Here is a 26,016-nt window from a genome sequence, read left to right on the forward strand (position 1 = left end):
CTATCAGAATTCAATTGGTCAACACCTTCATGTATCTTTTCTTCCTCCAGTAGATCCAATAGGCTGCGCCCCCTACCGCTCCCGAGATCAGGAAGTAGCTGAGCAGGGAGGTATATTCGGGAAGGTGGATAGCCCATACTTGGACTGCCCAGGTATTGAGGAAAAGCGTATCTCCTTCTGCCAGAAAGGCCGCAAGCGCATCTGAATTAAGCGGAAGCCAGCATAGGGAAAGTACCAGGGCCAGGCCTCCACAGACAATCAGTTCTTTGTCAGCCCAGCGGTATCTTTTGAGCGTCTTGATCAGCACTACCCCCCAGATCGGGATCCAGGCTGCCATAGCAGGAGCCTTGAAGAAAGGCAGGAACAGCACTCCCAACAAAAAGATCAGGACGACAGCCCCACCCAGATTGCCTGCTTCCTGCAGGAACCTTCTGATATATACCAGAGTGAACACCACAATGATCCCCCAGTGCAGGGCGGTGCTCAGGACAAAGTCAAGTGGGAAACGAAACGCGCCAGTGCCCGCCTCGGTGAGAAAGCGGAGGATCCCCAGCGAGTCGTTGTTGCCGGACAGCATCACCAAGATCAGCAAGATCCCGGTAAAGCCCATGATGCCCTTGCTGAGTCTGGAGGACCGGGTTTGTTTCTTTACCTGACGTAGCGCCAAGTCCCAGTTGATGGGATTGTTGACTGCCACGTAGATGATCAGACAAGGCAGGGCAAGCAAGGCAAGCCCGTGAAACAGCTGGTCCGGTATGGAAAGCTCAGCCCATCCCCACACTACCCATCCCAAAAGGGCCAGGATCACCACCGAAAAAAAGGAGACCTGCACGGGAACGACTGACTTGGGCCTTTCCCCTTCATACAGGGGGAGCTTGTCACCCGGCAAAAAGAGCATCAGCAGCCCCGAAAGCAAGAGCAAAGGCGATACAAAGGTGCCCAATATGGACACCATGGCCAGCTTGAACTTCTCGTAGCGGAGGTAATAATTCATCTGCCCCATTCCCAGCGCAAAGGCCATCAGGTCCGGGGAAAAAGGGTGGTACCAGACGGACTTGAGCCAGGCAAAATTGAGGAAGAAGAGGATAAATCCCAGAGTGGCCGGCGCGATCTTGAGCCTCAGTTTCTTGGTGATCCTCACATACCAATACACCGCAATACCCAGGTAGACCACCTGCCAGATAAGCATACCATTGCCCAGCCCTTCATTGTCCTTGACGATGTGAAAGGCCGAAAACGACAGGTTGAGCAGGGCAAAGGGAAGGATGCGGGTGAGCTGGACGAGGTTGTAGCTGGAGGTCTCAATATCGTCCAGAAAGAACCGGCCTACGTCCCTATAAAACACGCCGTCACCGTAGGCACCTTCGTTGACGGGGATTCTCTCGCCGTTTATCTGGAGGTAGACCACCAGTCCCAGAAGGGCGATTAATGCAAATATTCTCAAGGTGTCAGGAGGCGGGGTTCAGTTTGCAGTTGGCAGTGTCCAGTGTGCAGTATTCAGTCGGCAGTGTGCAGTGTTCAGTGTGCAGTGTGCAGTTGGCAGTGTTCAGTTGGCAGTTGGCAAATGGCAGCAGTAGTTTTAAGACAGTCAAATCGTGTCAGTCCGAGCGGAGTCGAGGACGAACTTCCCAACTCTCGTTGGTCAGGTGCTCAGTGTGACAAGAGTCGAAGCCTTGTACTTGAATTGAGATAGGAAACTTGTCCTTCGAACTTCCCAACTCTCGTTGGTCAGGTGCTCAGTGTGACGGGAGTCGAAGCCGTTTTGAGCGAGCAGTGAGCAGTTTGCAGTGAGCAGTGTGTCAGGCTGACACTTCGACTTCGCTCAGTGTGACAGGAGTCGAAGCCGTTTCAAGTGGGCAGCGTCCAGTGTTCAGTTGGCAGTGTTCAGTTTGCAGTAGGCAGTCGGCAAATGGCAAATGGCAGCAGCAGTTTTAAGACAGTCAAATCGTGTCAGGCTGACACTTCGAACTTCACAACTCTCGTTAGTCAGGTGCTCAGTGTGACAGGAGCCGTTTCAAGTGGGCAGTGTCTAGTTGGCTGTTGGCAGTAGGCAGCGTGTCAGGCTGACACTTCGACTTCGCTCAGTGTGACAGGAGTCGAAGCCGTATGCAGTGTCCAGTGTTAGTCCGACACTTCGAACTTCCCAACTCGCGTTGGTCAGGTGCTCAGCACAAGAGTTGTAAGGGCGTCGGAACCGCGACTGCCTACTGATTACTGAGAACAACTTACTGCCCACGGCTTCGCCCTTTCGGTCCCAGTGAGTGACGGGAACTTGCGGGATGAATGGGTGACCCTGGGCGATTGCTTCTCAGCTGAGGCGGACTGCAATGACGACTGAGTAATAAAATTACTCGGTCATCTGGGATTTGCAAGATACCGGGGGGTACTTTTGAAGGGGAATCGCCTCAAGTACTGGTTTACAGGCCAAAAGGCAAAGGAAAAAGGGTAAAAAAAACGGGCGAGGTCACTGCTTTGGAAGTGAATAGGTTTAGCTGCGTGGTATGTCATTCGAACCTCTTTTGCAGTTCCGGCCGAGAAGCAGGACGACGGACACGTTGTCGGCGTGCGTAAAAGCTCCGTAGGAGCGGAATATTTGTAGCCTGGTGTTTCATGGTTCGACAAGCTGACCAACCGACCCCAGGTAATTGTAGGTATCCGTGATCCACCTCGGCGCAGAGATATCGCAAGGATAGGGATGCTGGTGCCGAGGAACGGAGATGTTGATTATGGAGACATAGAAAGTTCGGAGCAGGATAAAGTCTGGATAAGGCCCTGGGAACCCCCACCGTTTATTTCCTTATGTTCTTTTTTCTTGATGAAAAGAACGAAAAAATTAAGACGCAACCTGCCCTGCAAGCTGGCCCATCGCTAAATCAGTTCACTGAACTGATTCTTAACGCTCAGTCCTAGCCGCACGAGGCCGAACGCCGGCCCGCTTTTGCGTCGGCCCCCGCGCCTATCCTAACCATGATTTGTATCCGCCAAAGGCCCTGATTTGATGTCACGACCCAGAATGGGTCAAACCTCTCAATAGCCGTGGGTGAGGCCTGAGGTACGAAGGCCGTAACCCACGGTAAAATGGATCAGATGTTTTGACCTCGGCGCAGAAATCCGGTGGGTAAGAGGATCTCGCTGCCGAGGGACGGAGAAGATGGTTGTTGCACACCTCCCCTGCAGCCTGGCCCCTTCGCTAAATCTTTCCACAGGAAAGATTTTTAACGCTTGGTCCTCCTGCAGCCTGGCCCAAACCTAAAACAGCCCACCGGGCTGTTTCTTGACGGTTTGTCCTCCCTAGCCCACGGCGGGCAGGCGCAATGACGATCGGATTGAAGATCCATGATAGATTGGTCAACAAGTAGTTCGACATTCCCAATGTCGAATAACCCGGCCAGTTGCCACGTTTTCATCCCAAAAAAACCCGGGCAAGACCTCCTGCCCGGGTTTTAACTTCGATTGATTCAATATTTACCGTTACCCCTCGACTTCCCGACTCACGTCGGTCAGGTGCTCGGGGTGACAAATCACCGATTGAACTTGATAATCGAGTGGATCAGGATTTACTTCACTGCCTGTAGCAGCTTTTCCTCCAGCCTGCTTTCATCGACGGTCAGCTGGCAGATGCTGACCAGGATGGTGCCCGCTGTCACTGCATGGCCTGCATAGGCCAGGAGGATTTCGGGTACTTCTCCCGGTGCAGTCAGCATTGCCGTGCCGATAGCTGCGATCAGCAGTCCGGCCTTCTTCAGCAACTGGAAGAAAGGAGGGGTTGGGGCCAGGGCCCGGTTTTTTACTTCTGAGAGTATGTTCATAGTGAATTTGTTAAGTGTTATGCCTCGACTGCGCTCGGCAACCGAGGTTAAGAGTTAAGAGACTAGAGTCAAGAGCCAAGAATCGAGACTCTGTCATGCTGACACTTCGACTTCGCTCAGTGTGACAGGAGTCGAAGCAAAGAGACGAGAATCAAGAAACAGGATTCGAGAGACCATAGACCCTAGTCGGGATATCAATTACCCTATTGGGTGCGCTTGCTTTTGAGTTGGCCGCGGTATTTCTCCAACAGGGACTTGATCACCACCTGCTCGGATTCGAGCCGGATCACGGACTCCTTGAGCCGGGACAGTTCGGTGCTCATCCGCCTAAAATCCTCAATCAGGAGCTTTAGAAAGTAGGCAATCACCGAGAGCAGCAGGGACACCAGTGCCCCCAGGATGCTCAGGAATAGGACGGTTGCCGACACGATTCCAGGACGTAAGGAATGCCCACTGACACCACCTGCAGCTCGATCACCTCTCCCCGCTCCCAGACCGATGACAGTTCGTCCAACAGCTTCAGGAAAGCCAGGCGGGTAAAGAGCGGCGTGCCGTCGGCACGGTAAGCCGTCACCGGGCAGAGTTCCTCCTTTTCAGGAGAATGGTCCGGCGGCCGGGATCGGATCCAGCCCCTTTCCCCTACCCGTATCCTCCAGCCCTCCTCCTCAGTGTGCACCGGTTCCAGTTCGTACACTCCCTCTTCCAGACAATGGACATCGGGATCGTAGCAGGACTTCGGAGCCTCCCGGATGAAGCAGAGCTGTCGGTTGCCGAGGAAGAGCCTCCCCGGAGTGCCCCGGGGAGTGTATCTCCGCTTTAGCAGCAGGCGCATGCTTAGGCCTTGGTTGCCGTGATGATCTTGGCGGCGTTATGTGCGCCGTTGTTGATCGCATACTCGGTGCCGTTGACCATCTGGATAAACTCCACACTCAGCACAAAGGCGAAGTGGGTGCCAGCCAACTGCGTCTTGTCCACGGTGAGGGTTTGGGCCACCGCCGGATCCAAGACCGAAAGCGCGGGGCTGCTTGCGCTCACCAGACTGCGGGTGGCCGAGTCGAAATCCACGCCCACACCCGTCGCCAGGATTCGATAGTGGGTGGCTCCGGTGGGCACGGCGATCATGTCCTGCGGGGTAAAGGCAGGAAGAGCGGCCTCCCAAGAAGCAGGGCTGTCGGTGTACTGGGTTTCGAAATAGAGCGTGCTTCCCAGGGAAGATCCTGCATTCATCTCCATGTCCTTCACCAGATTCCAGTCGCCTTCTTTCACTCTGCGGTCCCCACGGGTGTTGACCTCATCGCTCTTGAGCACCTGCATCAGGATCTGGGTGATGCGCAGATTCAGCCGGCGGTCTCCGATCTTGGAGATCACCGGACGCAGCGCATCCCGCAGCAGCTTGGAGGAGTTGGCATTGTCGGTAAACTCGCGGATATTCTCCCGGGTGCGGGCATACCGGGGATCGTTCATGATCCGGGATTTGTCCACGCCACCCTTTTCACGGGCCAGGTAGCCGTTTCTGGTTTTATAAAAGGACAGTCTCCCGACCGGCCCTTTGAGTGTGATCACTCCTGTCTGTTTTGCCATATGTATATGGGGTTTAGGTTAAACATGGAGCTAAGGTGCAGGCTAGTGGATTGACTATCAATTGAATGTGCGGTCTGTGCGTACTCTTCGGAAATAGGTATTTTATGCACATGATTTTAGTTTGATAGGAGCATAGACAAAAAAATCCCGTATTGAAGTGATCAATACGGGACCAAAGACCCAAGAAGTCGGATCGGGAAGCATCAGATAGCTATTAGCGCAAAAATCATCAGACTCTACCCAGATAAATTATATCTGAATATTCTCCTTTGTTTCGTTCCAGACTAAAAAACCCTCCAAATAGCAACACTTGATCTTCATTAGCCTGAGACCATGGAAGCTGAATGATCTGCAATCCGGATTTTCGATAATTTCCCTCCTGTTGCCAGAAAACAAGTTTCCGATCGGGAACGTAAGCGATCACCTGAAATTTCTCATGCTCTCTCCAGAAATCTGTTGAGGAATTCACAGACCACGTAATCCGGATAGTTTTTTCTTCCAAACGCTCTACCATAAGATTGTCCAGATGAATCAGGTATCCCCGATGCAGGTAAATTTTCTCCGGTATCAGAATTGGCGTCCCGGCATTGTTCTCCATTGCATTCTTTAGAACCCAACTCAATGTTGCATTCATCCCATTTAAAGAACCGGACCTTTTGTGCCTGTGTATTTGATTCAAAATATTTCGAAGCGGGGTAAGAAATTTTTGCCCTACTGCAAAGGACCTCTGTTGATATAGCTGAGGTTCGGATGAAACATAGTTTCTGGGCCCTGGTTTTTGTCGTACCACCGTTTTCCCATTAAGTTTATAGAATATCAGATTACCGAGACTGCCGCTGATGCCGCTTAAAAACCCGTTGTTTATTCGTGCCATAGTTTATTAATTTTAGTTATAATTAAATTTTTAATTTAAATTTATTTCATTGATTTGATTTGAGATCCTCTGCTATTTGCCGGCTATCATCCGTTGGGTTCAACTCGATTTTATGCCGGGAAACCCGGATCAATGTGGGAGTTGAGTGGGATGAACCCAACTGGGTATATTCACAGGTATTCATCTCGCTATTGCTTCCAGTTACTTTTCAAAATTGAGGCAGAAAGAATCTCTGATCAGCTCTGAATTGGATGGTGTTGCCTGTCAGAGATTTTTTTTGAGGTCGTCTTTTGGAATGCCGACGAACTCGGCAAATTCATCCAGCGTCACAAACTGGTGCGGGGCTTTTTTTAAAGTCTCTTTGATCTTGTTGATCAGTTTTTGCGAATACCGCTCACTTCGTCCAGTCAGTTGAACCACATCTTTGGGATATATTACGATTCGATTTTTTAACATAGCGTTGTGGGTTAAGGAGTAGAAAAATCTAATTTTTAATTACCCGTTAAGGTAACTTCCCTAACGAACTGTCACCTCGTTAGGCCATTATGCACATCCTCCCATCGGGAGGAAAAATTGGGAAATCCATTCAATGCTTTTAGTGGATTAAACCATGCAAGCCAGATCCTTGATTCTGAACTTACGGAGCAAAGGTTATCCTTACTTTCCCCTAATTGTCTGTACCGAATACACTAAATCTTCTCTGGAATACAGTCAAAAGCCGGATACATTTTATTCCCTTGCCTCTTGACAAACATAGTTGCTGACAGGAAAAAAAAGCAGAAACCAGTAGCCCGAAAAACTGAAACAGGTGAATAATTGAATGAAACAGCACGGAGCGGTGATGAATTAGGACTACATAATGAATCCAAATTCTTTCGGCAGTATCAAAAAAGATCGAAGAAGACACTCCAAAATGGTATTGTTCCATCATTAGAAATATGATCAGCCCAAAATTCCCCAAGAGTTTATTATCTTAAATTATAACCTCCGTTTTCGGGGTTAAATCTCTCTTCCATCTCCTCCTGAACCAACGCCAGGCGGGTAAACTTTTCTGCTGTAGTGAATAAAAAGCTGCCAGTCCGATACAACGACCAAGTTGGTCGCATCTTGCTTTGCGTGTTGGCCGCATTTCTTGTGGCTATGTATGGCACCGGAGCGCGCTTTTTGGATTCCTTAACCTCAGGTTCCTTTTACATTAAACTGATTGCCGTCTTTTTAATGGCCTGTTTCTTTATCGAATTCATTCACTGGATAACGGTCCATCTTGACAGGTCATATGATTGGAAAGAGAAACCAATCTTCCGGCTGATACTTCAGTTTTCCCTGGGGATGGTGGTTCCAGGCATCATCGATTTCTTCTTTCTTTCACTCTACCAATGGTATTTTGGCTTGACAACGGCTAAGGAAATCCTCAGCACACAAAGCGCCATGCCAATCATGATTATTCCTGTATTTCTGTTCAATGTCTATTACCTGCTCTACTACCAAGTACTAAGAACCAAAGAAGAAAAAGAAGTTTCAAAAAAAGACCAAACCCTGCTAATCCAGCAAGGGACAAAAACCATCCCCATCCAATTGGATAACATACGGTTTATCTACCATCAGGATCGTCTGAACTATCTGGTCACGCTACAGGAAACCACCTATTTTCTGAATGACACCTTGGAAGAACTCGAAAATCAATTGCCCAGAGACTCCTTTTTCCGGGTGAACCGAAAGATGATCATTCATCACCGGGCATGTCAACATTTCCGTACCAACGGGCACGGTAAGCTCATACTGACTTTAAATCCCCCGTTTTCCGAAGAAGTAACGATAAGTCAAAACAAGGCTGCGAGTTTTAGAGAATGGATAAAAAAGTAGCACATTAAATGGATTTTGATAAGCACTTTCGAAGGCATCCCTTTAAAATAGATGCCGATTATCCGCCTTCTTACCAGTAGTTCAATCTGGCCTCGACTTCGCTCGGCCGCCGAGTCTTGGGTTACAAGAAGGGGAGGAAAATGCGGCTGCGCCGCATTTTCCTCCCCTTCTTATATAATCAAATCAACGGTCACCGAACAAAGCAGAGGTGTAATCAAAATACTTCTACTGAGCTTGTCGAAGTATAATTTGGACACTGGTGTCGTTGCGAATAATCAAAACATAAACTCTCCATATCTATAATTTTCAAAGGTAAAATATACCAAAAACCCTGTTGTTTATGCCAGAAATTTGCAAATCCGAGGAATTCAACTTCACTGAAAATCCACCAATATTCTAACTCAAATCACGCTCATTAGCTATTTCTATTGGAATCAAGAAGCGCAGACACAAAATTTTCAGCTTAAAAGAACCAATAAATCTCTCTTTAGGAAAATACCCTAATCGGAAACATAAAAACATACTCTTTAAGACCTTTGAACCTGTTGATTCTACCAGAATCTTGACCGTCTCTGACCAATTTTCCTGCTGAGACACAAAACCGGATAGGATTGGAAAAAATCCGATCCGATATGCATCTCCTATTCAGACTCCCCCTATTTCACTTCGATATTGAAAATCCAGAAACACTGGAAAAACACCGGGAAACCATTCTGGAGGCCATTAAACTCTCCTCAACAGTTTTTTACAAGGAACTGGAAGAAAAACCATTCGCCGAACTGGATGAGAAACAAAGAATCAAACTGAGAAAATACCTGCTCAGAGGCCGGTATCGGCCTACTCCATTCGGGAAGTTTGCCGGTGTAGGAATAGCCAATTGGGGGAAATATCTAAAACCGGATTTCCTGATTCAATCATCGGAATTAAATCCTGCCCCACCGTCCCATTCAAATACAACATCCGAATATTTACCCAATCCCCTAGAGTCCGATTACATTTTGGTCTCCGGCATCCATCAAAAAAACGGCTATTACGAAGCCATGATCCTGGACTCAAAAGCCCAGCGATGGACAGCTTGCAAATTTCCTCAAAACATGCTGTTTGATGTCCTAATCAAACAGGCATCAGAAAAAACCATCAATTTCAGGGAGTTTCATCAGTTGCTGAACCCTAAAGAGTCAGCAATTACCCGAGAACAGGCAAACCAGATTTGGAATCAAATCATTGATTCAGGATTTCTAATTCCTCAATCAATTCCAAACCCACCCAAAAAAGGGATAGACATCATCCTTAAAAATCAACCAGAAATCCCCGAAACGGTTAAAACCCAATTAGACAGGTTCGTAAATTCCGCCGGAAGCCTGTTTTCCAAAGAGGAAAGCACCTACCTCCAGGATTTCAAAAAATGGTTTACGATTCAATTTGACGATCGGTATGTAAGTCTGAACGATCTTTTAACCCACGGGGAATTCTTCTCGGGAAGCTTTCACAATCCTGACCAAAATCCAGAACAGGCAGAAACCGATATCGCTGCAATTCTTCTCGGTAGCAACGGAAAAAAAACCGTCGATCTCGGACAGCAATTTTCAAAATCCGAATTACCCCAAGAAATCTTTGACCTTCAAATCCTCTACAGGCTGGATGCTAATCTTAATCCGGTCATCGAAAATATCGTATGTAACCGGCCCTTTGTCTACACCGGAAGATTCAACAGAGATCCCGAGATCGAAACCTATTCCAAAACAATCAGAGGTGTCATCTACACCAATCAAGAAATAATCTATGCGAACCTTTCAATCAGGGAAACAGAGGCGATCAATCACATCTGCGACGTGAGTACTATCCTTGAATACGAAATCACTCCCTTCCCTACTACCTCTTCCCGTCAACTTGACTTCAGGGATCTTTACCTCGGTATCCATCAGAGCAGGATTGGACTGATCCACAAGCCAACCGGCAAACAGGTAATCCCAGTAGTCCTGCATCCGTTAAATGGAAACCAGATCACCCATCCCATCTTGAGACTCCTCTGGGAGATCGCCCATCAGGACAGGTTCCGCTTTCTTCCCTACCAGAGTCCAATTCTCAGCCAAGCCCCATCTTGCCCCCAACTCAACTGGGACAATCTTTGCCTTCAGAGCAGAAGATGGAATCAAAATTCAAAAATAGCTACCGATACAAAAAGTCTGTCCAAAAAACTGGATGAACTGGCTGTCCCCCAATATATCCTAGCAGGGAACATGGACCGCGAACTTCTTTTAAATCGCCACTGTAGCGATGATCTGAAAATTCTAAATCAGGAACTGCAACGAAACAAAAACCTGACATTAAGCGAACCGCTTTGGTATCCTTCCAATCAGTTTCAATCCGAAGAGGGCATTGAAGCCTATCCGCAGTTTGTCTACCAATTCTCCAGGTACCAGTCTTCCCCTAAACTCACCGGATATTTCAATCCGATCACGAAGACCCAATCCAACTGCCTCTGCATTGTGCTCACCTGCTGCGGGTCGGAAGTAACAGAGGTTCTTGAACGCCTTTTCCTGCGGATGGAAGAAGAGAAGATCCTGTCAGAAGCTCCTCTCTGGTTTTTCCTGATCTATGGAAAAAACGGTTCCACGGAAATCAGATTAAGACTTCTTGAAATCTCAGAAGATCACCAACAGGCTCTTCTCCTTAAATTAAGCTTAATCTTTAAAAAGGAAAACTGGAACTGGAAAACAGCACCCTATTATCCGGAGACCTACAAATACGGGAGCAAAAGTCTTGAAATCTCCCATCGGTTATTTCATCTGGAATCAAAATTCCTTTTTGAAAAAACCACGAGTGAACCCCCTCTATGCCACCATCCCGATTGGAAAGAAAACACCCTAATTCACCTCTGGTGCAGCATAATCCTTCACTGTCCAAATCAACTCGGGTTCTTTTCCTCCCTGAAAGAACATGTGAAGCAAATGCCTGCTGAACTGCTCATCCGCTTAAAATCGGAATTCAACTATCTCCAAACCGACGAACAATACCCATTCCCAGAACGCCACTATCTAAATCTGCTCCGTTCCCACCGCCTTTTCTATTGCGTTGGCGAACAGGTGACCTATTTCTTCCACAATCACCTTCATATGATGGTCAACCGGTTCTTCCACGTAGGTGCAGCCGATCATGAACTGAGAATCCGCTACAAACTTTACCGTGAATTGGGAAAACACTTGTATGCCGGACCAATTCCACTGATTGACTCTTTCCCTAAACCGGAATTCATCGCCGATTCATTTGACTGGATTGAACCTGTCACCTGACAAATTGCGAAGTGAGTCTCCAAAATCTCCGGACACAACAAGTATATCTACAACCAAGATTTCCCTCCATTCACTCACTACCTGATCAACTTATTTTCAAAAATCCGGCGTATTTCCTCTTTATAGGTCCTGCTAATCTGGATCACATCCCCCGAGACCAGTTCACAATGTTCAGCACCCAGAATCCTGACCTTCAGGATATTTACCGCAAAGGATTGATGAACCCTCACCATGTAAGGACTCTTCAACTTGGCAAGACTAACCTCAAAGGCTGAGGTAAGCTTGAATTGCGTCTGGTCTTCCATCCGGACAAAAGAATCCTTCTCCCGCTGTTCCATATACAGTATTTCTCTTTGGTTTATCAACTTGCAGTTATATCCCAGCTTATCGCCAATGACGACATAATCCTCCTCCACCACTTCCCTAACCCAAAACAAGTTGTCCAGCTTTTTTTTCGCCTTAGTCAGCGCATCCATCAGTTGAAGTGCGTCAGGCGGTTTTTCTAGAAAATCGAGCGCATCAACCCGGTACCCATATTTTGCATAGTGGGGATACCCCGAACAGAAGATGACCGGAACCCGGGAATTCAGCAGCCTTTTGGAAATTTCCAATCCTCCCAATCCTGGCATCTGAAGATCCGTGATAAGAATATCGGCCTTGCCTCTTCGGATGTATTCCAATCCCTGCACAGGGTCCACAGTTGAAAAACCCACCTCAAAACCCTGAATCATGCTGATTTCATGAATTAGGACCTTCAGACTGTCCTCCTCATCGTCAATCAATCCTACTTTGAATAGCTCCATAGTCAATCCTCATTTGAAGCGAATACATTAAATTATCTGAATCAACAGCATAGTTAAACCGTTCCCCGAACTCATGGCCCAACACCCGAAAAACGGCGGATGCACCAAAACCGGAGCGGACCTTCATGTCAGTCTTCTGCACTTTATTGGATATAAAAACGCTGAAATCCCGTCCTCCCGAACTATTCTCCGATAGCACAAACTCCATTCGGCAGGGATTGGACTTGTCTTCATATGCCCCATGAAAAAAGACATTTTCTACCAGCGTAAGCAGGCACATCTTGGGCATTGGCAAAACATCAGCTTCTTCCCGGTCCACCGCAATGATAAGTTCCATGGAAAGTCTGCTAAAACGGATCCGCTGGATTTCCAGATAATGGTTCACTGCATCAATCTCTTCCTTGAGTGAGTTTGGGAGTCCAAATTCCTTGATTGAATATCGGAGTAAGGAAGAAAGATGGGCAAACTCTTTAAACAGGACCGGTGACAGTTTTATCATTCTGGCGGCAAACAACGTCAGGACATTCATTAAGAAGTGGGGACTCAGCTGCATGGACCTATGCTCTACTTTCAGCTGTTCATGGCTCATCTCTATTTCGAACTTGTTTTTCCGCAACCCAAGGTTATCATACAAGATCCAAAACGCGGAAGTGATAGCCAGAAAATGAAATACCCTCAAAAACTCCTGCACCATATAAGCCTTTGACCACAAGGACTCATTCATGATCCGGTTTAACACCAACAGCTTAACCGCTCCCAGGACTACTAGTAACACCACCAATGAAGAAACCGCAAATAGCTTCCTCTTCCGCTGAAAAAAATCCGGTAAAACCCGGGAAAAATAGATGGCAATCATCACATAGCCTATCAAAAAATGGATCAATGGAATATACCATCCCTCTATCCTTCCCATCAAAATCACGGTCGCGATCGCATCAACCAAGAGATAGAAAAAGAAAATCAGAAAAAGGAAAAGCAACGGACTTTCCAGTGGATTTTTGAACCTGCGGATTATGGCAAAAAACCTGTCGTTTATACCGAATTCACCAGATGAGACTCCGTTATTCCTAGTTTCCATGACACTAAAACGTAAGCGTTATGATCAACAAACAAACCTTGGATGAATGCCAGCGCGCACTTCAGTCCGTCAGAAAAATCAGTCATCAGGGAAAAAGCAACAGCAAAGGAGGCCGGGTCACCGGCAGCTTTTTCAGGGAGTGCCTTACAACTTTTACCAGGATTTAAGTAAAGCAAAAGGGGGTCGCCCGATTCTGATTCAAAAAAGACTTCACAGGAAGTCAGCCAGCTGTACCGGAAATACTAGTAGTCTCCTATTATAATTAATCCGGTTCCAAAGGATCTGCTATTTGGCAGGTCCTTTTTTTTGGGCATCCGATTCGGAAAAACCGGCGCACCCAGTCAACTTTTCGGGAAACTTCAGAAAAACCCCGTCAACCTATAATTAGGGTAATCCAGCACTTCAGCCCAAAACCGTCCTATGCAGCTTGATTCGGACAGCATATGCCAAAGTTTGTTTGAGCGTCAATCCATCGAATGGGATTCCACGGCCCATCTCCGATTGACTCTTCCAAAAAAGTAATCTCCATCACTATGTAATTCTAAGTTAACAATTCAATCTTATTTCGCAATAGATCCTTAGTTTAATTTTTATTGACATGATGAATCGCCACAAAAACAATGACCGCAATCTTGCATCTTTTTTCTGATGCCCTACAACCCGATAACTCTGCGAGTTATACCGGTTTTCCTGCAACCTATACCCGATCCGAACACTGAATCTTTTTCCTTATCAAATTTAATTCAATGAAGCGGCAGGACTATTCCTGCCTGGAACCAGACAAAAATCACCGATAGAATCCCAAACCAACAATCAATACAGAACAGCATAAATGTAATCCAAGGTTGTAAAGGCCTTGCAAAAAACTTATCAGACAAGATCCAGAAAGACCAGCCAACTAACACATGAATCTGATTTCAAAAATACCGGCCACCCTGCTGATCCTGCTCTGGATCTATACAGGTATGGACAAAATATTAAGATTTAAGATCAGCAGTAAGGCATTCCACAACCAAGTCTTTCCTTCTGAGCTCGCTGAGATTTTAAGCTATGCAGTACCCGGAGTTGAGTTGCTGATTACCCTGCTCCTACTCTTTTCAGTGACACGGTGGTGGGGATACCTGGGCAGTGTCTTGCTGCTGACGGTATTCATCACCTATGTGGGATTGATCTGGGTGGGAGCTTTTCCCAGAGTCCCCTGCAATTGTGCGGGCATCTTGGAGAGTTTGGGCTGGGCGGAGCATTTCCTTTTGAATTTGATTTGTATAGGGATTTCGATTTCGGGTTTAAGATTGGAAAGTTGGAAAATTGAAAAATTGGAAGATTGGAAAATTTGATCGCTGGACGATTATTGATTGGTAGATAGTCCAGCTTCTGGAGAAGCAGGACAACGGGCACATTGTCGGCTTGCGGAAGAGCTCCGTAGGAGCGGAATATTTGTAGCCTGGGGTTTGAACCCCAGGATTTGAAAATGAGATCTCACAAACCTCGGCGCAGGAACACAATGAGTAAATGGATATCGATACCGAGGTACGGAGACGATTATTGATTGACGATAAATTTAAGTGAAGAAGTGGTCTGTGACACAGACCACGACGAGGCGGGCATAGGCCATGGTGAAAGAATTCCTAGTCAAATCCCCCTACCGTCTTTGAAAAGCATTTCTTTTCCCTTCGAATATTGGAATTCAAGGGGGAGTTGCTGCGGAATGACTTGGAAATTGGTCTGCTAGGCCGAGCACCGATTCGAATCGATGGTGAAACAGGACAACGGAACGACCTCCTTCGGGCGGTTCGCAAAAAAGCCCAAGGCAGTGCCCTGAGCTTTAGCGGTGTTAAGTATATGAGAAAGTATCAATCAGATACCCAATTCAAAGATAACTAATACACTATAAATTATCAATAGATCTTTAGTAGAAATTGCCGCACGAAAAAGGGTTCTATGGTAGGAACTTGACATGACAAATATAGAGGAGCGCGAAAGTGCCATAGGCACGGCCGACACCATAGCCTGGGGTTTCAACCCCAGGAAAAATGGATGAGACATTTCAACCTCGGCGCAGGGATATAGTGAGTAAACGGGTGTCGATGCCGAGGTACAGAGACGAATATTGATCGGTAGATAGTTCAGCTTCAGGAGAAGCAGGACAACGGTGAGCCAAAATAAGCCGGTGAGTAAATACACTCACGGCGGCAAAAAACAAGGGCGACGGACGTGGACCCGTCGCCCTACAGCCCAGACATAGTGATAGAGGGCCGCAAAAAATATCAATTCGCCTCACTCCTATTGGAGTCGAAGCAAAACAAGTAAAACTGTACCGTCTATCTCAGATGACTGGGGGTTGAGATACCAGTCAATACCCGGCGGTGCAGGAGTAGAATCGGCTCCTAAACAGGGTTAACCCTGACGGTTCAACACTTTGGCAAGTTGTCCTTGGTCCAAATCCCCACGGAGGATGAAGACCTTGGAAGGGACACCATATCAGAGTGAGTGCTTAATTATGTTTTACCGGGAGGAAACTCCCACAACCATTACAACTATGAAAACTATTAGAAATCTGCTCCCTGCACTGGCATTAGTGTTCGGAGCAACTCTGGCCATGGCGATGAATTTCGCCAGTCCCACTACCGCCAACGATCCAAAGTACGGCTGGCATGAGGGGGAAGTGTATGATGTTACTAACCGTTCCATGGGTTCAGGAGCCTTGCAATACCAGTGCAACATCGATACCGATCCTTGTTTGTTTCAGGATGCGGAAGTGACCACTCCAATCTCTGGCAGTCAGGGCGAGTTTGTCCCTGGCAGTGGCTTGACTCCGATTGAGGACTAGTCGAAATTTCAGCCATTGGACCCTATCCAATGGCTGTTTCACTTTTACAGGGCATCATTTCTCAGCTGCTCATTGAGCGGAAATTCCAATACATAGTCTTCCGGCTCTGTTCCCAGATCATAGACTATCCCCTCAACCACCCTTGGGTCCACTCCCTGCCATTCCTGATCCCTTAGGAATCTGCGCATGTCAGTCCACCGGGTGATCCCGCGATACACCAGCTCTTTCCTTCTCTCTGCCAAGACCTTCTTCAAGACAGGTTCGTCGCCAGGCTCAAGCGGAACAAAAGTTCCAGAATAGTGCCGTTTTTCTAACAGCGTATTCAAGGTCTCTACAGCCTCGGAATCCCTGCCCAACCGTGCCAGGCACTCTGACTTGATCAAGAACAACTCTCCGGTGCTGATTCCTGAAAACAACAAGTAATCCCCTGAAAAGCTTCCCAGAAAGTTGACCCTCCCCTCTTGGTCCGGCTCATTGAAAAACAGGTATTTCCTAATGTCTGTGCTGTCATAGGAATCATACACTTCCTGATTGACAAAGGTCAGTTCGGAGAACATATACGATTGGGAGCCAGCAAGAAGCTGAATCACCACCTCTTCATTAAACCTTGGAATCGCATAGGAATACAGAGGAATGGGGATGTTTTCCAGATCCGGGATGCTGTTGAAATCCATCAGGGTGGACTTGATGGCCAATGCCTGTTCGGCCTGTTGCAAAGCCGTTTCATATTCACCCAATTGAAGGTAGACCTTGGCCAGCATGCCCATGCCTGCCACCTTGGATGGCCGCAAGGGATCTGATGGGCTTTCGGGAAGTAAATCCGTCGCCAACTGCAGATCACCGATGATCTGGCTATACACATCTCCGAGACGGGCATTACCGAGGGGCTCGGTAAAATCGGGAACCAGCGGCATTGGAATCCCCGCCCGGTCCAAATCCGCTTTCGATAGGATCGGATGGGTAAACAGCTGCAACAGTTCGAAATAGTGGTAAGACCTGAGAAACAGGGCCGTTCCCCTAATCCTGTTCAGATATTCCTGCTCCTCAGCATTCTTGAGAACTATGGAATTGGCCTCTTCCAACACGACATTAAACTTAAAAATGTTGCTATAAGCTATCGACCAGGAAGGCATGCTACCCTCTGCATTGCTCAGCTGCTTATTCCAAATATAGCCCATTTGGATATTTTCTCCGAAACCCCGCCAGCCTTCGTCGGTGGTAAAGAGGTCATCGGAAAGCAGGAGCCCGAAGCTGTCTCCGGCATTGACGAGATCCACGGTGTTGAGGAGGCTCTGCAGGTCTTCCAGGGATTCAGGAACAACAATGCTTTTGGAAGGCTTCTGGTCCAAAAACTCGGAGCAGGAACTGAAAGCGAGCATTGCAACCGTGGTAACTAGTATATATAGACGTGATTTTTTCATGATTCTTCTTGTTGATTTTGAATAGCTGGATCAGGGATGGTATCATCTACCCCATTAGAAATCGATTCTTAAGCCAAAAGCAAAACTTTTTGCCGGAGGCACACGCTGATAGTCAGGATCAATATCCTGATCGGTCTTCCTCCAGAGAATTCCCAGGTTGCTGACATAGCTGTAGAGCTCCGCGCTTTGAAAAGGCAGCCAAGGCTGACTCAGCTTGTCCAGACGATAGGATACCCGGATGTCCTGCAGACGGATATGGTCTCCCCTTTCCACGAGGGCTTCGGAGAGATTGTAGACTACCTGCCGGTTTGCGTTGGACCGAAGTCCCGCAGGGATGGAAGGCACGATGGTGCGCAGCTCATCACCCGGTTGCTGCCACCTGAGATCATAGTCTGAATGGGTAATCCTTCCATTCAGCAGATCGGTGTAGTCCGCCGAATTGCGTCTGAAATAGTACCCCAATCTATAGGCTACATTAAAGGATAAGCCCAGGCCCCTGAAAGCAAACGTATTTCGGATAGCCCCAAAAGAAGTAGGTCTCAGGGAACCGTGGTAAACCAGATCTTCCGGGGTTGTCCCTCGTCTGATGCCGAGGTAGTCCGTGCTGGGTTCTCCATCCAGCACTCCCCTGGGATCTCCGGTGTCCGGATCCAATCCCGCCCAGGCATAACTGTACAGCCCAAACAGAGGCCTTCCTGGATAAGGGATAGCAAACAGGTCGGAAACCAGCTGGTCGACATTGGGCTTGATTTTATAGTCCGTGACTTCCTCCCTAATCAGACTGTGAAAATAATCGATATCCCACCTGAGCTTCCCTCTGAGGGGAGCTGCATGGAGTGAGAGATCCAGCCCCTTGGTCCGGGTACTCGCAAAATTCCCACGAAAGATACTGGCCCCCATGGAAGGTGCCACGGGGTAATCGCCAATCAGGTCGATCCCGTCTTTGACATACACTTCCAGTGAACCGTCCAAGATGTCATTTTTCAACCCGAAATCAAGGGACCCGTTCCACATTCTGATCCGTTCCCAACGGAGATCTGGATTGGGAGGATTCTGGATCACAGCCGCCCGCTCCCCTGGGTTTTGGGAGGTCGACCCTGTGATATAGTAGGAGGCGGTGGTGTAAGCCGAAGTCGTCCTGTCCACGTTGCCGTTGTACCCGAAAGTCCCCCTGAATTTGAGGAAAGGCAGGAACTCCGAATGATAAAATCCTTCCTGAGAGACCACCCATCCCAATCCGGCCGACCAGAGGGGCACAGCCCTCATGTTGGTATTCACGCCGAAGATATTGGAGGCATCCCTTCGGACGCTGGCAGTCAGAATGTACTTCCTGCGGTATGTATAGGAAAAGTTTGCAAAAAGGGAAACAAACCGGTCCACGGTACCACTGTGGCTGTCCCCTCTCGGTATGGTGGAAGTGGATGTGGGATTGATCGGAAATCTGGTGATATAGTCAACCGGAAGGCTCAGCCCGTACTCGTCGTCATAGCCGTAAAAGAGCCCTTGGGTAGAGACCATGGAAACATCCTTCATTTCCGCTCCCAGGACCCCAAATACCTCCCCGTGTTCACCCCAGACAGGATTGATATCCAGCTGTCCACGCAGGAAGTTTCCGTCCATTCTACTGGTTTGTTCGGACAGGGTGCCACCGAGCGGAACCGGATAGAACGCATTTCCCGATTCGTCAAACTGGGTAAATCGGTTGACCAGCCAACGCACATCGTAGCTCTCAAGCGGCTTTTTCAGTCTGTTTTCCCCCAAGTTGTTCCAATACTGGTAAAGAACCTTGGCATTCAGCCAAGGCAATATCCGGTAGCCGAGGGAAGTGTTTAGTCTCATGTCCGTCTGATCTGCCCGGTTGGATACCCGGCCTACTTCATCCAGGGGAATAAATCTCCCATCCAGAAAGCCCAACTCGGGAAAAGTGGAAACATAGCGGAGGTTAAAGTCCCGTATCACCGGCAGGGGCATTCCTGTTTCATCCAACAGCCGATCATAAGGCCCCATATCCGGCGACTGTGTGCCGGTCTCCCGCCGGGACTGGACCAGGTAGAGCGAGACCCCGAGTTCCAGGCGCTTGTTGAGCAGGGACCAGTCGTTCTGCATCCCCACCGTGATCCTGCGGTCCGAATTTCCAGGAAGCTCTTGCATGTTGTAATCCCCGCCTAGCGCCAGATTGTACCGGTGGGTCTCCGAACCGCCTCCGATGTTCAGGCTGTATTGCTGGTTTTTTGTGGGCCCGTAATAGTGATTCAGCAATTCCGACCGGCTATCGTAGGTCTTCATCGCCGCCAGCTGTGTGTCCCTTTCTTCCAGACTTATCTGGCCGTTTCGGTAGGCCAGCATGGTCTCCACTCCCAGACTCAGGGGAGGCTTCCCGGCTTGGTTGATTCGGCTGTTATAGTTCCCGTTGTTGAAGAGCAGCTGCTCCATGTCGATGAATTCAGCGATATCCATCTGGGGTTTGGCAAAGAGGTCCGGCTTCCCGGTGATCGTCACGTTGGCATTGAGGCTTATATTCATCCGGCTCCCATAGGCTCCCGACTTGGTTTTGATGACGATTACCCCGTTACCGGAACGAGCTCCCCAGATCGAGGCTGCGGCAGCATCCCTGAGCACCGTGATGGACTCCACGTCATTGGGATTGATGTTTTCAAGCGGCCCGTCGTAGGGGAAATTATCGATGACGATCAGGGGTTTGGTCTCCGCATAGATAGTGCTCCTGCCCCGGATGCTGATGGGATCATCGCCTGAGCCCAGCCCTCTGTTAAAGATCAGGCTGGGGGTCACATCCTCCAGTCTGTCCAGCAGATTGGTGCTAACTTTTCTGTTGATCAGCTCCCGGTCCACCGCCACAAAAGAACCCGTGGACCTCTCCCGGGGGATGTCCTGAAAACCCGTGGACAATACCGTCACCTGCCCCAGCTCGGTGTCGGAGGTCTTGAGGAAGACGATGGCATCTTTTAATCTGCTTATCTCCTGAGCTGTGATTTCCAGGGTCTCAAATCCGATGAAAGAAATCAGAATGGTGGCCTCTGGGCGTATGTCGACAAGCAGAAAACTGCCGTCCTTTTCCGAGATGGCTGTTTTACCGCCTTCCCTCTCCCGGATCACGGCACCGGCCAAGGCTTGCCGGTCTTCTTGGGAATACACGAATCCCCTGAGCTGCGTTCCTGAGGATTGCCTGGCAATGGCCGGAAAAACCAGCAGGGCGAAAAGAATGAATGTCAGAAGTTGTTTCATAGGTTTGGAGAGGAAAAGGTGGACGAAGAGTCAGCCATCGTGGCTTTCAGGTATTGGATCAGACCATCCGGTGTTTTGGGGATGTTCCCGATATTCTGCACGTTCCCCTGCGCATCCACGACCATGTAAGTGGGGAAGTAGCGGATGTTGTAGTAATCCAGAAAAGGATGGTCTTGGTAAGAAGCGTTCAGGTTGAGGCTTTGGGAAGTGGCATAATCCCCGGAGGCGATATTCTGGCTCCAGCGCCCGAGGTTACTGTCGTGGGAGACGTAGACAAAACTGATCTCGTCGTCCCCGCTGAAATACTCTTCAACCGGATGGATCAGGGATTTGTAGCCTTCGGAAGAGGCTTGGCAACCCGGCAGCCAAAAGCTTACTAACAGGACCTTTCCCTCCAGCTCAGTCAGGGACAGTTCATTCCCTTCCCGATCCGTCAGAGGTATGGAAGCAATCCGTTCCCCGATCCGCTGGGCGGAATAGAGCCTTCCAAGTTCTTCCAGCAGCAAAGGGTTCCTGACCTGCCCCATGGCCAGCTCAAACTGCCGGTTGCTGTCCTTAAACCTGCGGTAGTTTTTGAAGATATATTTGGCATAGACCTGATCATGAATGTCCTCCGGCAACCCACCCAGCAGATTGCGGAAAGGCTCTTTGGTAAGCGCCGAAACCACGGCTAATTTCTGATAGAGGTACTCGGGATAATAGGCAGAATGCCCGGCACCCCGGGGGATTTCATGCGCTGTGTCGGCAATATTCGCTTCAAAAAACTTCAGATGCGCCTCGTCTTCCTGATAGTAAGTGCTGAACTTGACGATCTGGTCGTGGTAGATTCTCCCGACCAGGTCAGCCCTGAGCACCGCAAGAAAATCGGGATCAAGCTTATTCTCATAGTGTTCAAGTACCTCGAAACCCGGGTGGGAAAACACATCCATGGAAAAGATGTTTTCCAGGTGATGCAGTCCTTTTTCCCCCGGACTGATAAATTCCATTCTTCTTCGGATGGAAGACTCCCTACCGCGGATCTCCAGGATGCTGAGGGAATCCGTGTCGCTATACCCCCAATAGTCAGACTGCTGGGTAAACATGGTTGGGTTCTGGTCGTAGCGGTAGTTTTCATAAGCATTGGCCAGCTCATACTGGCAGCGGAATTTATCCGCCGCCGGCCCGGAAAAAAGCGCCCGGGCATTTTCGAAGTCCAAGCGCACACGTACGCTATCCCCCGGTTCTACCAAGAACCTGTCTAAATATTCAAATCTGTCGAAACGCAGCGTGAGCCTACCATAGCCGGAGAGGGTACCCGACTCCCATTGTCCACGGGCTGTTTCCCGGGACCCATCGAACATGCTGCCGGGCTGCAGGAGCAACTGGTCCACCTCGGGCAGGGGCAGATCCCGTTCATTGAGATAGGGATTCCACAGCCGAAATTCCAAGGAATCCAAGGCAGGTACACGCCTGGTCTCGACATAGACCACGACCTTACCGTAAGTAGCGGTATCTTCAAGAAGTTGATGAGCCAAGACCGTGACCGGGGCGGGATGGAGACGGAGTGTCCCCTCCCCTGCGCCCGGATCAAGGTGCTGATCAACAAAACTAAATGAAGATGGAAGTGTGGAGAGGTCACTGCGAGGAGCCTTTTGGGGCGACGCGGCAGTCTCGTCCTTGAGTCCATTGTCGACGGTCCACAGTCCACTGCTGTGTAGTGGAAGCTTGGAGATTTCTTGTCCATTATACTCGAGGAAAGTATCGGAGAGGGTTTCCCCTCCCCGATTGGGATCGCTGACCTTATGAAGCAGGTCGACCCCGGGTGACTCAGCAACTTTGCTCTGGGCTGAGATTTGGCTTCCAATGAGACATAGGTATCCCAGGAAGCATGTTTGTAAGATTTTTTGCATGCTTGCTAATGGTTGGAAGCTGGGGGTGATTTGGTCAACGGTCCACGGATTCGACAAGCTCACCGACCGCGGACGACGTCCACAGCCGAGTACGTGCACGTCAGTGCGAGGAGCCTTTTTGGGGCGACGCGGCAGTCTCATCGTTGGGAGTATTGCTCCTATTTATGAGATTGCTTCGGCGGTGTAATGGGCAGTTTATCCGTTGATTTGCGGTTTACCTTCTCGCAATGACGTAGTCCTCCCACCCGACCTCCCGATCGATATCGGGACAGCCAGCTTCAGGTTAAGAAATAGAATGAACTGTCAGCGCTACCAGCTACTGTGAGCTTGCTGACGTGAGTGTGTGGTAACCGATCTGCTCAGGGCTGTGCACCTCCCCTTTCACGGTCCAAAAAAACTTGCCCTTAAATCGGGTTCTTGGGCTTCAGGGGAAAGAGGCGGTCGGCGGAGCCGGGGCCAATCTGAAAACAGACCCTTAGATTGTTTTCCATACCATTTTTGACGAGGACATCAAGCCAGGTGCCGAACTTTCCGGAGAGAGAAGCGATAGGAAAGCCGGCACAAACTGTCTGAAAATTCTTCATTCAAAAATGATTCTTAGACAATTTTAAATGGATGTTTTCGGAAAAAAGAATAAATTCGGTAGTATAAACTCTATGTAAAGTAGTGTTACACTACTATTAACAGAAAACCAGATTAAATCGGCCCAAAAGCCATATTTTTGAACAAATCGCATTACAATGAGAGAAGCAGAAGATTCAGAATTCACCGTTTTGGAGAACAAAACCATTGGAAGACATTTCTATAAATTCAGAAAACTCAGGGAAAGGAAAGCATTTGAAGTTGCTGATTTCCTGGGAATCAAGGAAGCCACATATACTAAATATGAGCGTGGCGAAAGCAAAATCACCATTGATATTATTCAAAAGGTTTCTGAGTTCTTGAAGGTTGATCCGATTCAAATGATCTCTACCAACCCAGAGAATATTATTGAAAATGTTAATAATTCGCCATTCACCTTTTCGGGAAATGTAAAGACCAGCTATGTTGATGTTAAGCAGACTGAAATCATGATGAAGATGATGGAGACGATGATGCAGATGAACGAGGCGATCAAGAAGATTTTGGAGGGGAAGTGAAATTTAGATCCCGATGGAGAATCACCTAATCAGTCTTGTAATCGGTGTCATATCGGGGGTGTTAGCCTCCTATTTGTTTCTGATGTACTATTTGGGAAGGAAAAAACCGAAAATTGAAATTTCCGAACACATAAGCAAAGTCAACTTCAAAGGTGAAGAGAACTATTTTTTTAAATTCGTAAACAAGACAGACTCTGAAATATTTGATGTGCGAGTCGAAGCTACCTTTTTTAAGCCGATCGGAGATTTAAACGGAACTAATTTGCATGGAACAGACATCCCGTTGAAGGATTCTTTTTTTATGTATATTCCAAAATCCACCCCAGCAGATCAGCACAATCTACATTGTATGAGATTGAGAACTACTGAAAATCTGGACGAGAAATGGACTGATGACTCCTCAAAAATCAGATTGACTGTAATTGGTAGACACGCACTCTCAGGCTTCAATCAAGTATTTTTCAAAGAATTCAATTCTAAAAGGTGCATTACCACCAAGCAATTCATTTCTGGTGACAGTCTTGAAGTAAGATGAAAGAATCCTTGCAAATCAAACTTTAACCCATATTTTAGCGTTTACAAATCAAGACTACAAAGCAGAGAAGTTATGAAAAATGATCACATTGCCGGGTAATCCCCAGCAAGAAAACACCATTCATTCAAGACGTATAAAGGTAAAAGGCATCCGGTGGGATGCTTTTTTTTGTTTGTGGACAGGGATACATTCTGGGTGAAAGTCAGCCCCGATAAAGACCTAAAAGTCAGATTGATTGGAATCGACACGCCGGAAGTGAAATGGGAAGGGCTGACTGAAGAGCAACCTGGAGGAAAAGAGGCATCCGAATATGTAAAGAATCTACTGAAGGGGAAAAAAGTACTACTGGAATACGATGTCCAGAAATACGATCCCTATGGAAGAACTCTTGCATATGTCTACCTCGAGGATAGTACTTTCTTGAATGCCCATCTATTGGAGATCGGTTTGGCGAGACTGGCGACGTATCCCCGAATGTGAGGTATGTGGAGGATTATTATACTGAGAAGGGGAAGAAGACGATCTAAAAAATCCTGTGGCAAAAATAAAAAATGAACCCATTTTTGTTAGATTCGATTAATTGAGAAAAGATAAGCCATGAGCGACAAGGATTTTGCGAAATTGATGGAGATAGCCAAAGAGAGTATCGAGGCTTCAAAGAAGATGTCCAAAAAAGAGGCAATTGCTTCTTTGAATCGAGCGGGTATCTTAACTAAGAAAGGGGAATTCACTAAAAATTATCCTGCTTTAAAGGCTCATTCCAAGAGGAAATAAGCAAACTAATAACCTAAAATTATTTTTTAATGTATGATGTAAGACCCAATTTTATTATTGGATTTCATGGGTGCGAAGAAACTACAAGAGATGAACTTATATCAAAACCCAACGAATTGGTTTTTTCTACGAAGCCTTATGACTGGCTTGGTCACGGTATGTATTTTTGGGAAAATAATTATACCAGAGCAATACTTTGGGCTGAGGATAAAAAGCAAAAAGGAACTATAAAAAAACCAGCTGTCCTTGGAGCCGTAATCCACTTGGGTTATTCCTGTGATTTCCTTGATTCCAAATACATTCGACTTGTTCAACATTACTACACGTCATTTAAGAACCGCTCTGAAATTTCCGGAGATGAACTTCCCAAAAATAAGGATGTTCCTAGTGACCCCAACGGAGATTTGTTACTCAGAAACTTAGATTGTGCCGTAATCGAGCATATGCATCAACAAATCTTCGAAAATTGGAAAAAGGAAATTGAAGAAAATGGGAATAGCAGCATTCGAAACTTCGACACAACCCGAGGTGTATTTACTGAAGGCGGACCTGCATTTGAAGGAGCTGGACTTTTCGAAAAAAGCCATATTCAGGTCTGTGTCGGAAACCCAAATTGTATTAAAGGATTTTTTATTCCCAGAGAGGAAGTGGCGTTTCCTCAGGAGGACGCGATCTTTTAAAAACACTTGAGCCTTCCAGAGTAGTAAGCTTCTCTTAATAAGATTCAAAAATTTGTGGACAGGAATACCTTTTGGGCGAAAGTCAGCCCTGAGAAGGAAGTAAGATTAGACTGATCGGATAAAAAGACGAAATTGCCAACATCAGCGATTTGGCAATCGGACGGAATATAAGAACATCTTTACACCTACTAAAAACCGGCTTAG

Annotated in this window: 23 protein-coding genes; 10 read left to right on the top strand and 13 right to left on the bottom strand. The window is 47.7% G+C overall.

Annotated features, from left to right (window positions below; all coding sequences use genetic code 11):
* Positions 1-10: 10 nt before the first annotated feature.
* From G459_RS0126160 to G459_RS0126195, 7 genes are all read right to left on the bottom strand, one after another.
* The gene (locus G459_RS0126160) at positions 11-1,444 is read right to left on the bottom strand and encodes a hypothetical protein (protein WP_157373466.1); all 1,434 of its coding nucleotides are present in this window, start codon (positions 1,442-1,444) and stop codon (positions 11-13) included.
* Positions 1,445-3,557: 2,113 nt separating this feature from the next.
* Positions 3,558-3,809, bottom strand: coding sequence for a hypothetical protein (locus tag G459_RS28675; RefSeq protein ID WP_051315449.1), 252 nt, complete (start codon positions 3,807-3,809; stop codon positions 3,558-3,560).
* 203 nt (positions 3,810-4,012) lie between these two features.
* Positions 4,013-4,237, bottom strand: a complete 225-nt coding sequence (locus tag G459_RS28680) for a hypothetical protein (protein WP_157373467.1) — start codon at positions 4,235-4,237, stop codon at positions 4,013-4,015.
* Positions 4,213-4,641: a hypothetical protein gene (locus tag G459_RS0126180; RefSeq protein WP_026970218.1), complete on the bottom strand. Its 429-nt coding sequence runs from the start codon at positions 4,639-4,641 to the stop codon at positions 4,213-4,215. Before G459_RS0126180 ends, G459_RS28680 begins: the two co-directional genes overlap by 25 nt.
* A 2-nt stretch (positions 4,642-4,643) precedes the next feature.
* Entirely contained in the window at positions 4,644-5,390 is a 747-nt protein-coding gene (locus G459_RS0126185) for a hypothetical protein (RefSeq protein WP_026970219.1), read from the bottom strand.
* A 229-nt stretch (positions 5,391-5,619) separates the two neighbouring features.
* Positions 5,620-6,264, bottom strand: a complete 645-nt coding sequence (locus tag G459_RS30525; RefSeq protein WP_026970220.1) for a DUF6266 family protein — start codon at positions 6,262-6,264, stop codon at positions 5,620-5,622.
* Between the two features lie 264 nt (positions 6,265-6,528).
* Entirely contained in the window at positions 6,529-6,720 is a 192-nt protein-coding gene (locus tag G459_RS0126195; RefSeq protein ID WP_026970221.1) for a hypothetical protein, read from the bottom strand.
* Between the two features lie 603 nt (positions 6,721-7,323).
* Between G459_RS0126195 and G459_RS0126205 the strand changes: the two genes are divergently transcribed.
* Both G459_RS0126205 and G459_RS0126210 read left to right on the top strand, forming a co-directional pair.
* Entirely contained in the window at positions 7,324-8,127 is an 804-nt protein-coding gene (locus G459_RS0126205) for a LytR/AlgR family response regulator transcription factor (RefSeq protein ID WP_157373469.1), read from the top strand.
* Between the two features lie 632 nt (positions 8,128-8,759).
* Positions 8,760-11,420 (top strand): lantibiotic dehydratase, encoded by a 2,661-nt coding sequence (locus tag G459_RS0126210; protein WP_157373470.1) that lies wholly within the window; start codon positions 8,760-8,762, stop codon positions 11,418-11,420.
* A 77-nt stretch (positions 11,421-11,497) separates the two neighbouring features.
* Here G459_RS0126210 and G459_RS0126215 read toward each other — a convergent pair whose 3' ends face one another.
* Both G459_RS0126215 and G459_RS0126220 read right to left on the bottom strand, forming a co-directional pair.
* Positions 11,498-12,223, bottom strand: coding sequence for a LytR/AlgR family response regulator transcription factor (locus tag G459_RS0126215; protein WP_026970225.1), 726 nt, complete (start codon positions 12,221-12,223; stop codon positions 11,498-11,500).
* Positions 12,195-13,301: a histidine kinase gene (locus G459_RS0126220; RefSeq protein ID WP_026970226.1), complete on the bottom strand. Its 1,107-nt coding sequence runs from the start codon at positions 13,299-13,301 to the stop codon at positions 12,195-12,197. The genes G459_RS0126215 and G459_RS0126220 overlap by 29 nt, the downstream gene beginning before the upstream one ends.
* A 20-nt stretch (positions 13,302-13,321) precedes the next feature.
* Between G459_RS0126220 and G459_RS30095 the strand changes: the two genes are divergently transcribed.
* From G459_RS30095 to G459_RS0126240, 3 genes are all read left to right on the top strand, one after another.
* Complete coding sequence (locus G459_RS30095) at positions 13,322-13,468, top strand: hypothetical protein (protein WP_157373471.1); 147 nt, start codon at positions 13,322-13,324, stop codon at positions 13,466-13,468.
* Positions 13,469-14,206: 738 nt separating this feature from the next.
* The gene (locus G459_RS29325) at positions 14,207-14,638 is read left to right on the top strand and encodes a MauE/DoxX family redox-associated membrane protein (protein WP_051315450.1); all 432 of its coding nucleotides are present in this window, start codon (positions 14,207-14,209) and stop codon (positions 14,636-14,638) included.
* Positions 14,639-15,840: 1,202 nt separating this feature from the next.
* Positions 15,841-16,131 carry a hypothetical protein gene (locus G459_RS0126240; RefSeq protein ID WP_026970228.1) on the top strand — a complete coding sequence of 97 codons (291 nt, stop codon included), beginning with the start codon at positions 15,841-15,843 and terminating at the stop codon, positions 16,129-16,131.
* Between the two features lie 44 nt (positions 16,132-16,175).
* On the opposite strand, the gene G459_RS0126245 is transcribed toward G459_RS0126240, so the two are convergent.
* From G459_RS0126245 to G459_RS0126260, 4 genes are all read right to left on the bottom strand, one after another.
* Positions 16,176-17,552, bottom strand: coding sequence for a RagB/SusD family nutrient uptake outer membrane protein (locus G459_RS0126245; protein ID WP_084454727.1), 1,377 nt, complete (start codon positions 17,550-17,552; stop codon positions 16,176-16,178).
* A gap of 54 nt (positions 17,553-17,606) precedes the next feature.
* Positions 17,607-20,795, bottom strand: coding sequence for a SusC/RagA family TonB-linked outer membrane protein (locus G459_RS0126250; RefSeq protein WP_026970230.1), 3,189 nt, complete (start codon positions 20,793-20,795; stop codon positions 17,607-17,609).
* Positions 20,792-22,684, bottom strand: coding sequence for a TlpA family protein disulfide reductase (locus tag G459_RS0126255; protein WP_026970231.1), 1,893 nt, complete (start codon positions 22,682-22,684; stop codon positions 20,792-20,794). Before G459_RS0126255 ends, G459_RS0126250 begins: the two co-directional genes overlap by 4 nt.
* Before the next feature lie 404 nt (positions 22,685-23,088).
* A complete protein-coding gene (locus G459_RS0126260) occupies positions 23,089-23,268 on the bottom strand; it encodes a hypothetical protein (protein ID WP_026970232.1) in 180 nt (59 codons plus the stop codon).
* Positions 23,269-23,424: 156 nt separating this feature from the next.
* Here G459_RS0126260 and G459_RS0126265 point away from each other — a divergent pair, with 156 nt between their 5' ends.
* From G459_RS0126265 to G459_RS0126285, 5 genes are all read left to right on the top strand, one after another.
* Entirely contained in the window at positions 23,425-23,823 is a 399-nt protein-coding gene (locus G459_RS0126265; protein WP_026970233.1) for a helix-turn-helix domain-containing protein, read from the top strand.
* A gap of 13 nt (positions 23,824-23,836) precedes the next feature.
* Positions 23,837-24,358, top strand: a complete 522-nt coding sequence (locus tag G459_RS0126270; RefSeq protein WP_026970234.1) for a hypothetical protein — start codon at positions 23,837-23,839, stop codon at positions 24,356-24,358.
* A 195-nt stretch (positions 24,359-24,553) separates the two neighbouring features.
* The gene (locus tag G459_RS28690) at positions 24,554-24,838 is read left to right on the top strand and encodes a thermonuclease family protein (RefSeq protein WP_245588248.1); all 285 of its coding nucleotides are present in this window, start codon (positions 24,554-24,556) and stop codon (positions 24,836-24,838) included.
* A 117-nt stretch (positions 24,839-24,955) separates the two neighbouring features.
* The gene (locus G459_RS30250) at positions 24,956-25,132 is read left to right on the top strand and encodes a hypothetical protein (protein ID WP_169725077.1); all 177 of its coding nucleotides are present in this window, start codon (positions 24,956-24,958) and stop codon (positions 25,130-25,132) included.
* A 29-nt stretch (positions 25,133-25,161) separates the two neighbouring features.
* Positions 25,162-25,812 carry a hypothetical protein gene (locus G459_RS0126285; protein ID WP_026970235.1) on the top strand — a complete coding sequence of 217 codons (651 nt, stop codon included), beginning with the start codon at positions 25,162-25,164 and terminating at the stop codon, positions 25,810-25,812.
* Positions 25,813-26,016 lie beyond the last annotated feature (204 nt).

Source organism: Algoriphagus terrigena DSM 22685 (assembly GCF_000429445.1).
Taxonomy (GTDB): Bacteria; Bacteroidota; Bacteroidia; order Cytophagales; family Cyclobacteriaceae; genus Algoriphagus; species Algoriphagus terrigena.

Excerpts from the sequence above, each read along its gene's own strand:
- G459_RS0126255 (WP_026970231.1), bottom strand. The coding sequence starts at position 22,684 with ATGCAAAAAATCTTACAAACATGCTTCCTGGGATACCTATGTCTCATT.
- G459_RS0126250 (WP_026970230.1), bottom strand. The coding sequence starts at position 20,795 with ATGAAACAACTTCTGACATTCATTCTTTTCGCCCTGCTGGTTTTTCCG.
- G459_RS0126245 (WP_084454727.1), bottom strand. The coding sequence starts at position 17,552 with ATGAAAAAATCACGTCTATATATACTAGTTACCACGGTTGCAATGCTC.
- G459_RS30525 (WP_026970220.1), bottom strand. The coding sequence starts at position 6,264 with ATGGCACGAATAAACAACGGGTTTTTAAGCGGCATCAGCGGCAGTCTC.
- G459_RS0126265 (WP_026970233.1), top strand. The coding sequence starts at position 23,425 with ATGAGAGAAGCAGAAGATTCAGAATTCACCGTTTTGGAGAACAAAACC.
- G459_RS0126195 (WP_026970221.1), bottom strand. The coding sequence starts at position 6,720 with ATGTTAAAAAATCGAATCGTAATATATCCCAAAGATGTGGTTCAACTG.
- G459_RS30095 (WP_157373471.1), top strand. The coding sequence starts at position 13,322 with ATGATCAACAAACAAACCTTGGATGAATGCCAGCGCGCACTTCAGTCC.
- G459_RS0126220 (WP_026970226.1), bottom strand. The coding sequence starts at position 13,301 with ATGGAAACTAGGAATAACGGAGTCTCATCTGGTGAATTCGGTATAAAC.
- G459_RS0126240 (WP_026970228.1), top strand. The coding sequence starts at position 15,841 with ATGAAAACTATTAGAAATCTGCTCCCTGCACTGGCATTAGTGTTCGGA.
- G459_RS0126215 (WP_026970225.1), bottom strand. The coding sequence starts at position 12,223 with ATGGAGCTATTCAAAGTAGGATTGATTGACGATGAGGAGGACAGTCTG.
- G459_RS28675 (WP_051315449.1), bottom strand. The coding sequence starts at position 3,809 with ATGAACATACTCTCAGAAGTAAAAAACCGGGCCCTGGCCCCAACCCCT.
- G459_RS30250 (WP_169725077.1), top strand. The coding sequence starts at position 24,956 with ATGAGCGACAAGGATTTTGCGAAATTGATGGAGATAGCCAAAGAGAGT.
- G459_RS0126180 (WP_026970218.1), bottom strand. The coding sequence starts at position 4,641 with ATGCGCCTGCTGCTAAAGCGGAGATACACTCCCCGGGGCACTCCGGGG.
- G459_RS0126270 (WP_026970234.1), top strand. The coding sequence starts at position 23,837 with ATGGAGAATCACCTAATCAGTCTTGTAATCGGTGTCATATCGGGGGTG.
- G459_RS0126210 (WP_157373470.1), top strand. The coding sequence starts at position 8,760 with ATGCATCTCCTATTCAGACTCCCCCTATTTCACTTCGATATTGAAAAT.
- G459_RS29325 (WP_051315450.1), top strand. The coding sequence starts at position 14,207 with ATGAATCTGATTTCAAAAATACCGGCCACCCTGCTGATCCTGCTCTGG.
- G459_RS0126285 (WP_026970235.1), top strand. The coding sequence starts at position 25,162 with ATGTATGATGTAAGACCCAATTTTATTATTGGATTTCATGGGTGCGAA.
- G459_RS0126185 (WP_026970219.1), bottom strand. The coding sequence starts at position 5,390 with ATGGCAAAACAGACAGGAGTGATCACACTCAAAGGGCCGGTCGGGAGA.
- G459_RS0126260 (WP_026970232.1), bottom strand. The coding sequence starts at position 23,268 with ATGAAGAATTTTCAGACAGTTTGTGCCGGCTTTCCTATCGCTTCTCTC.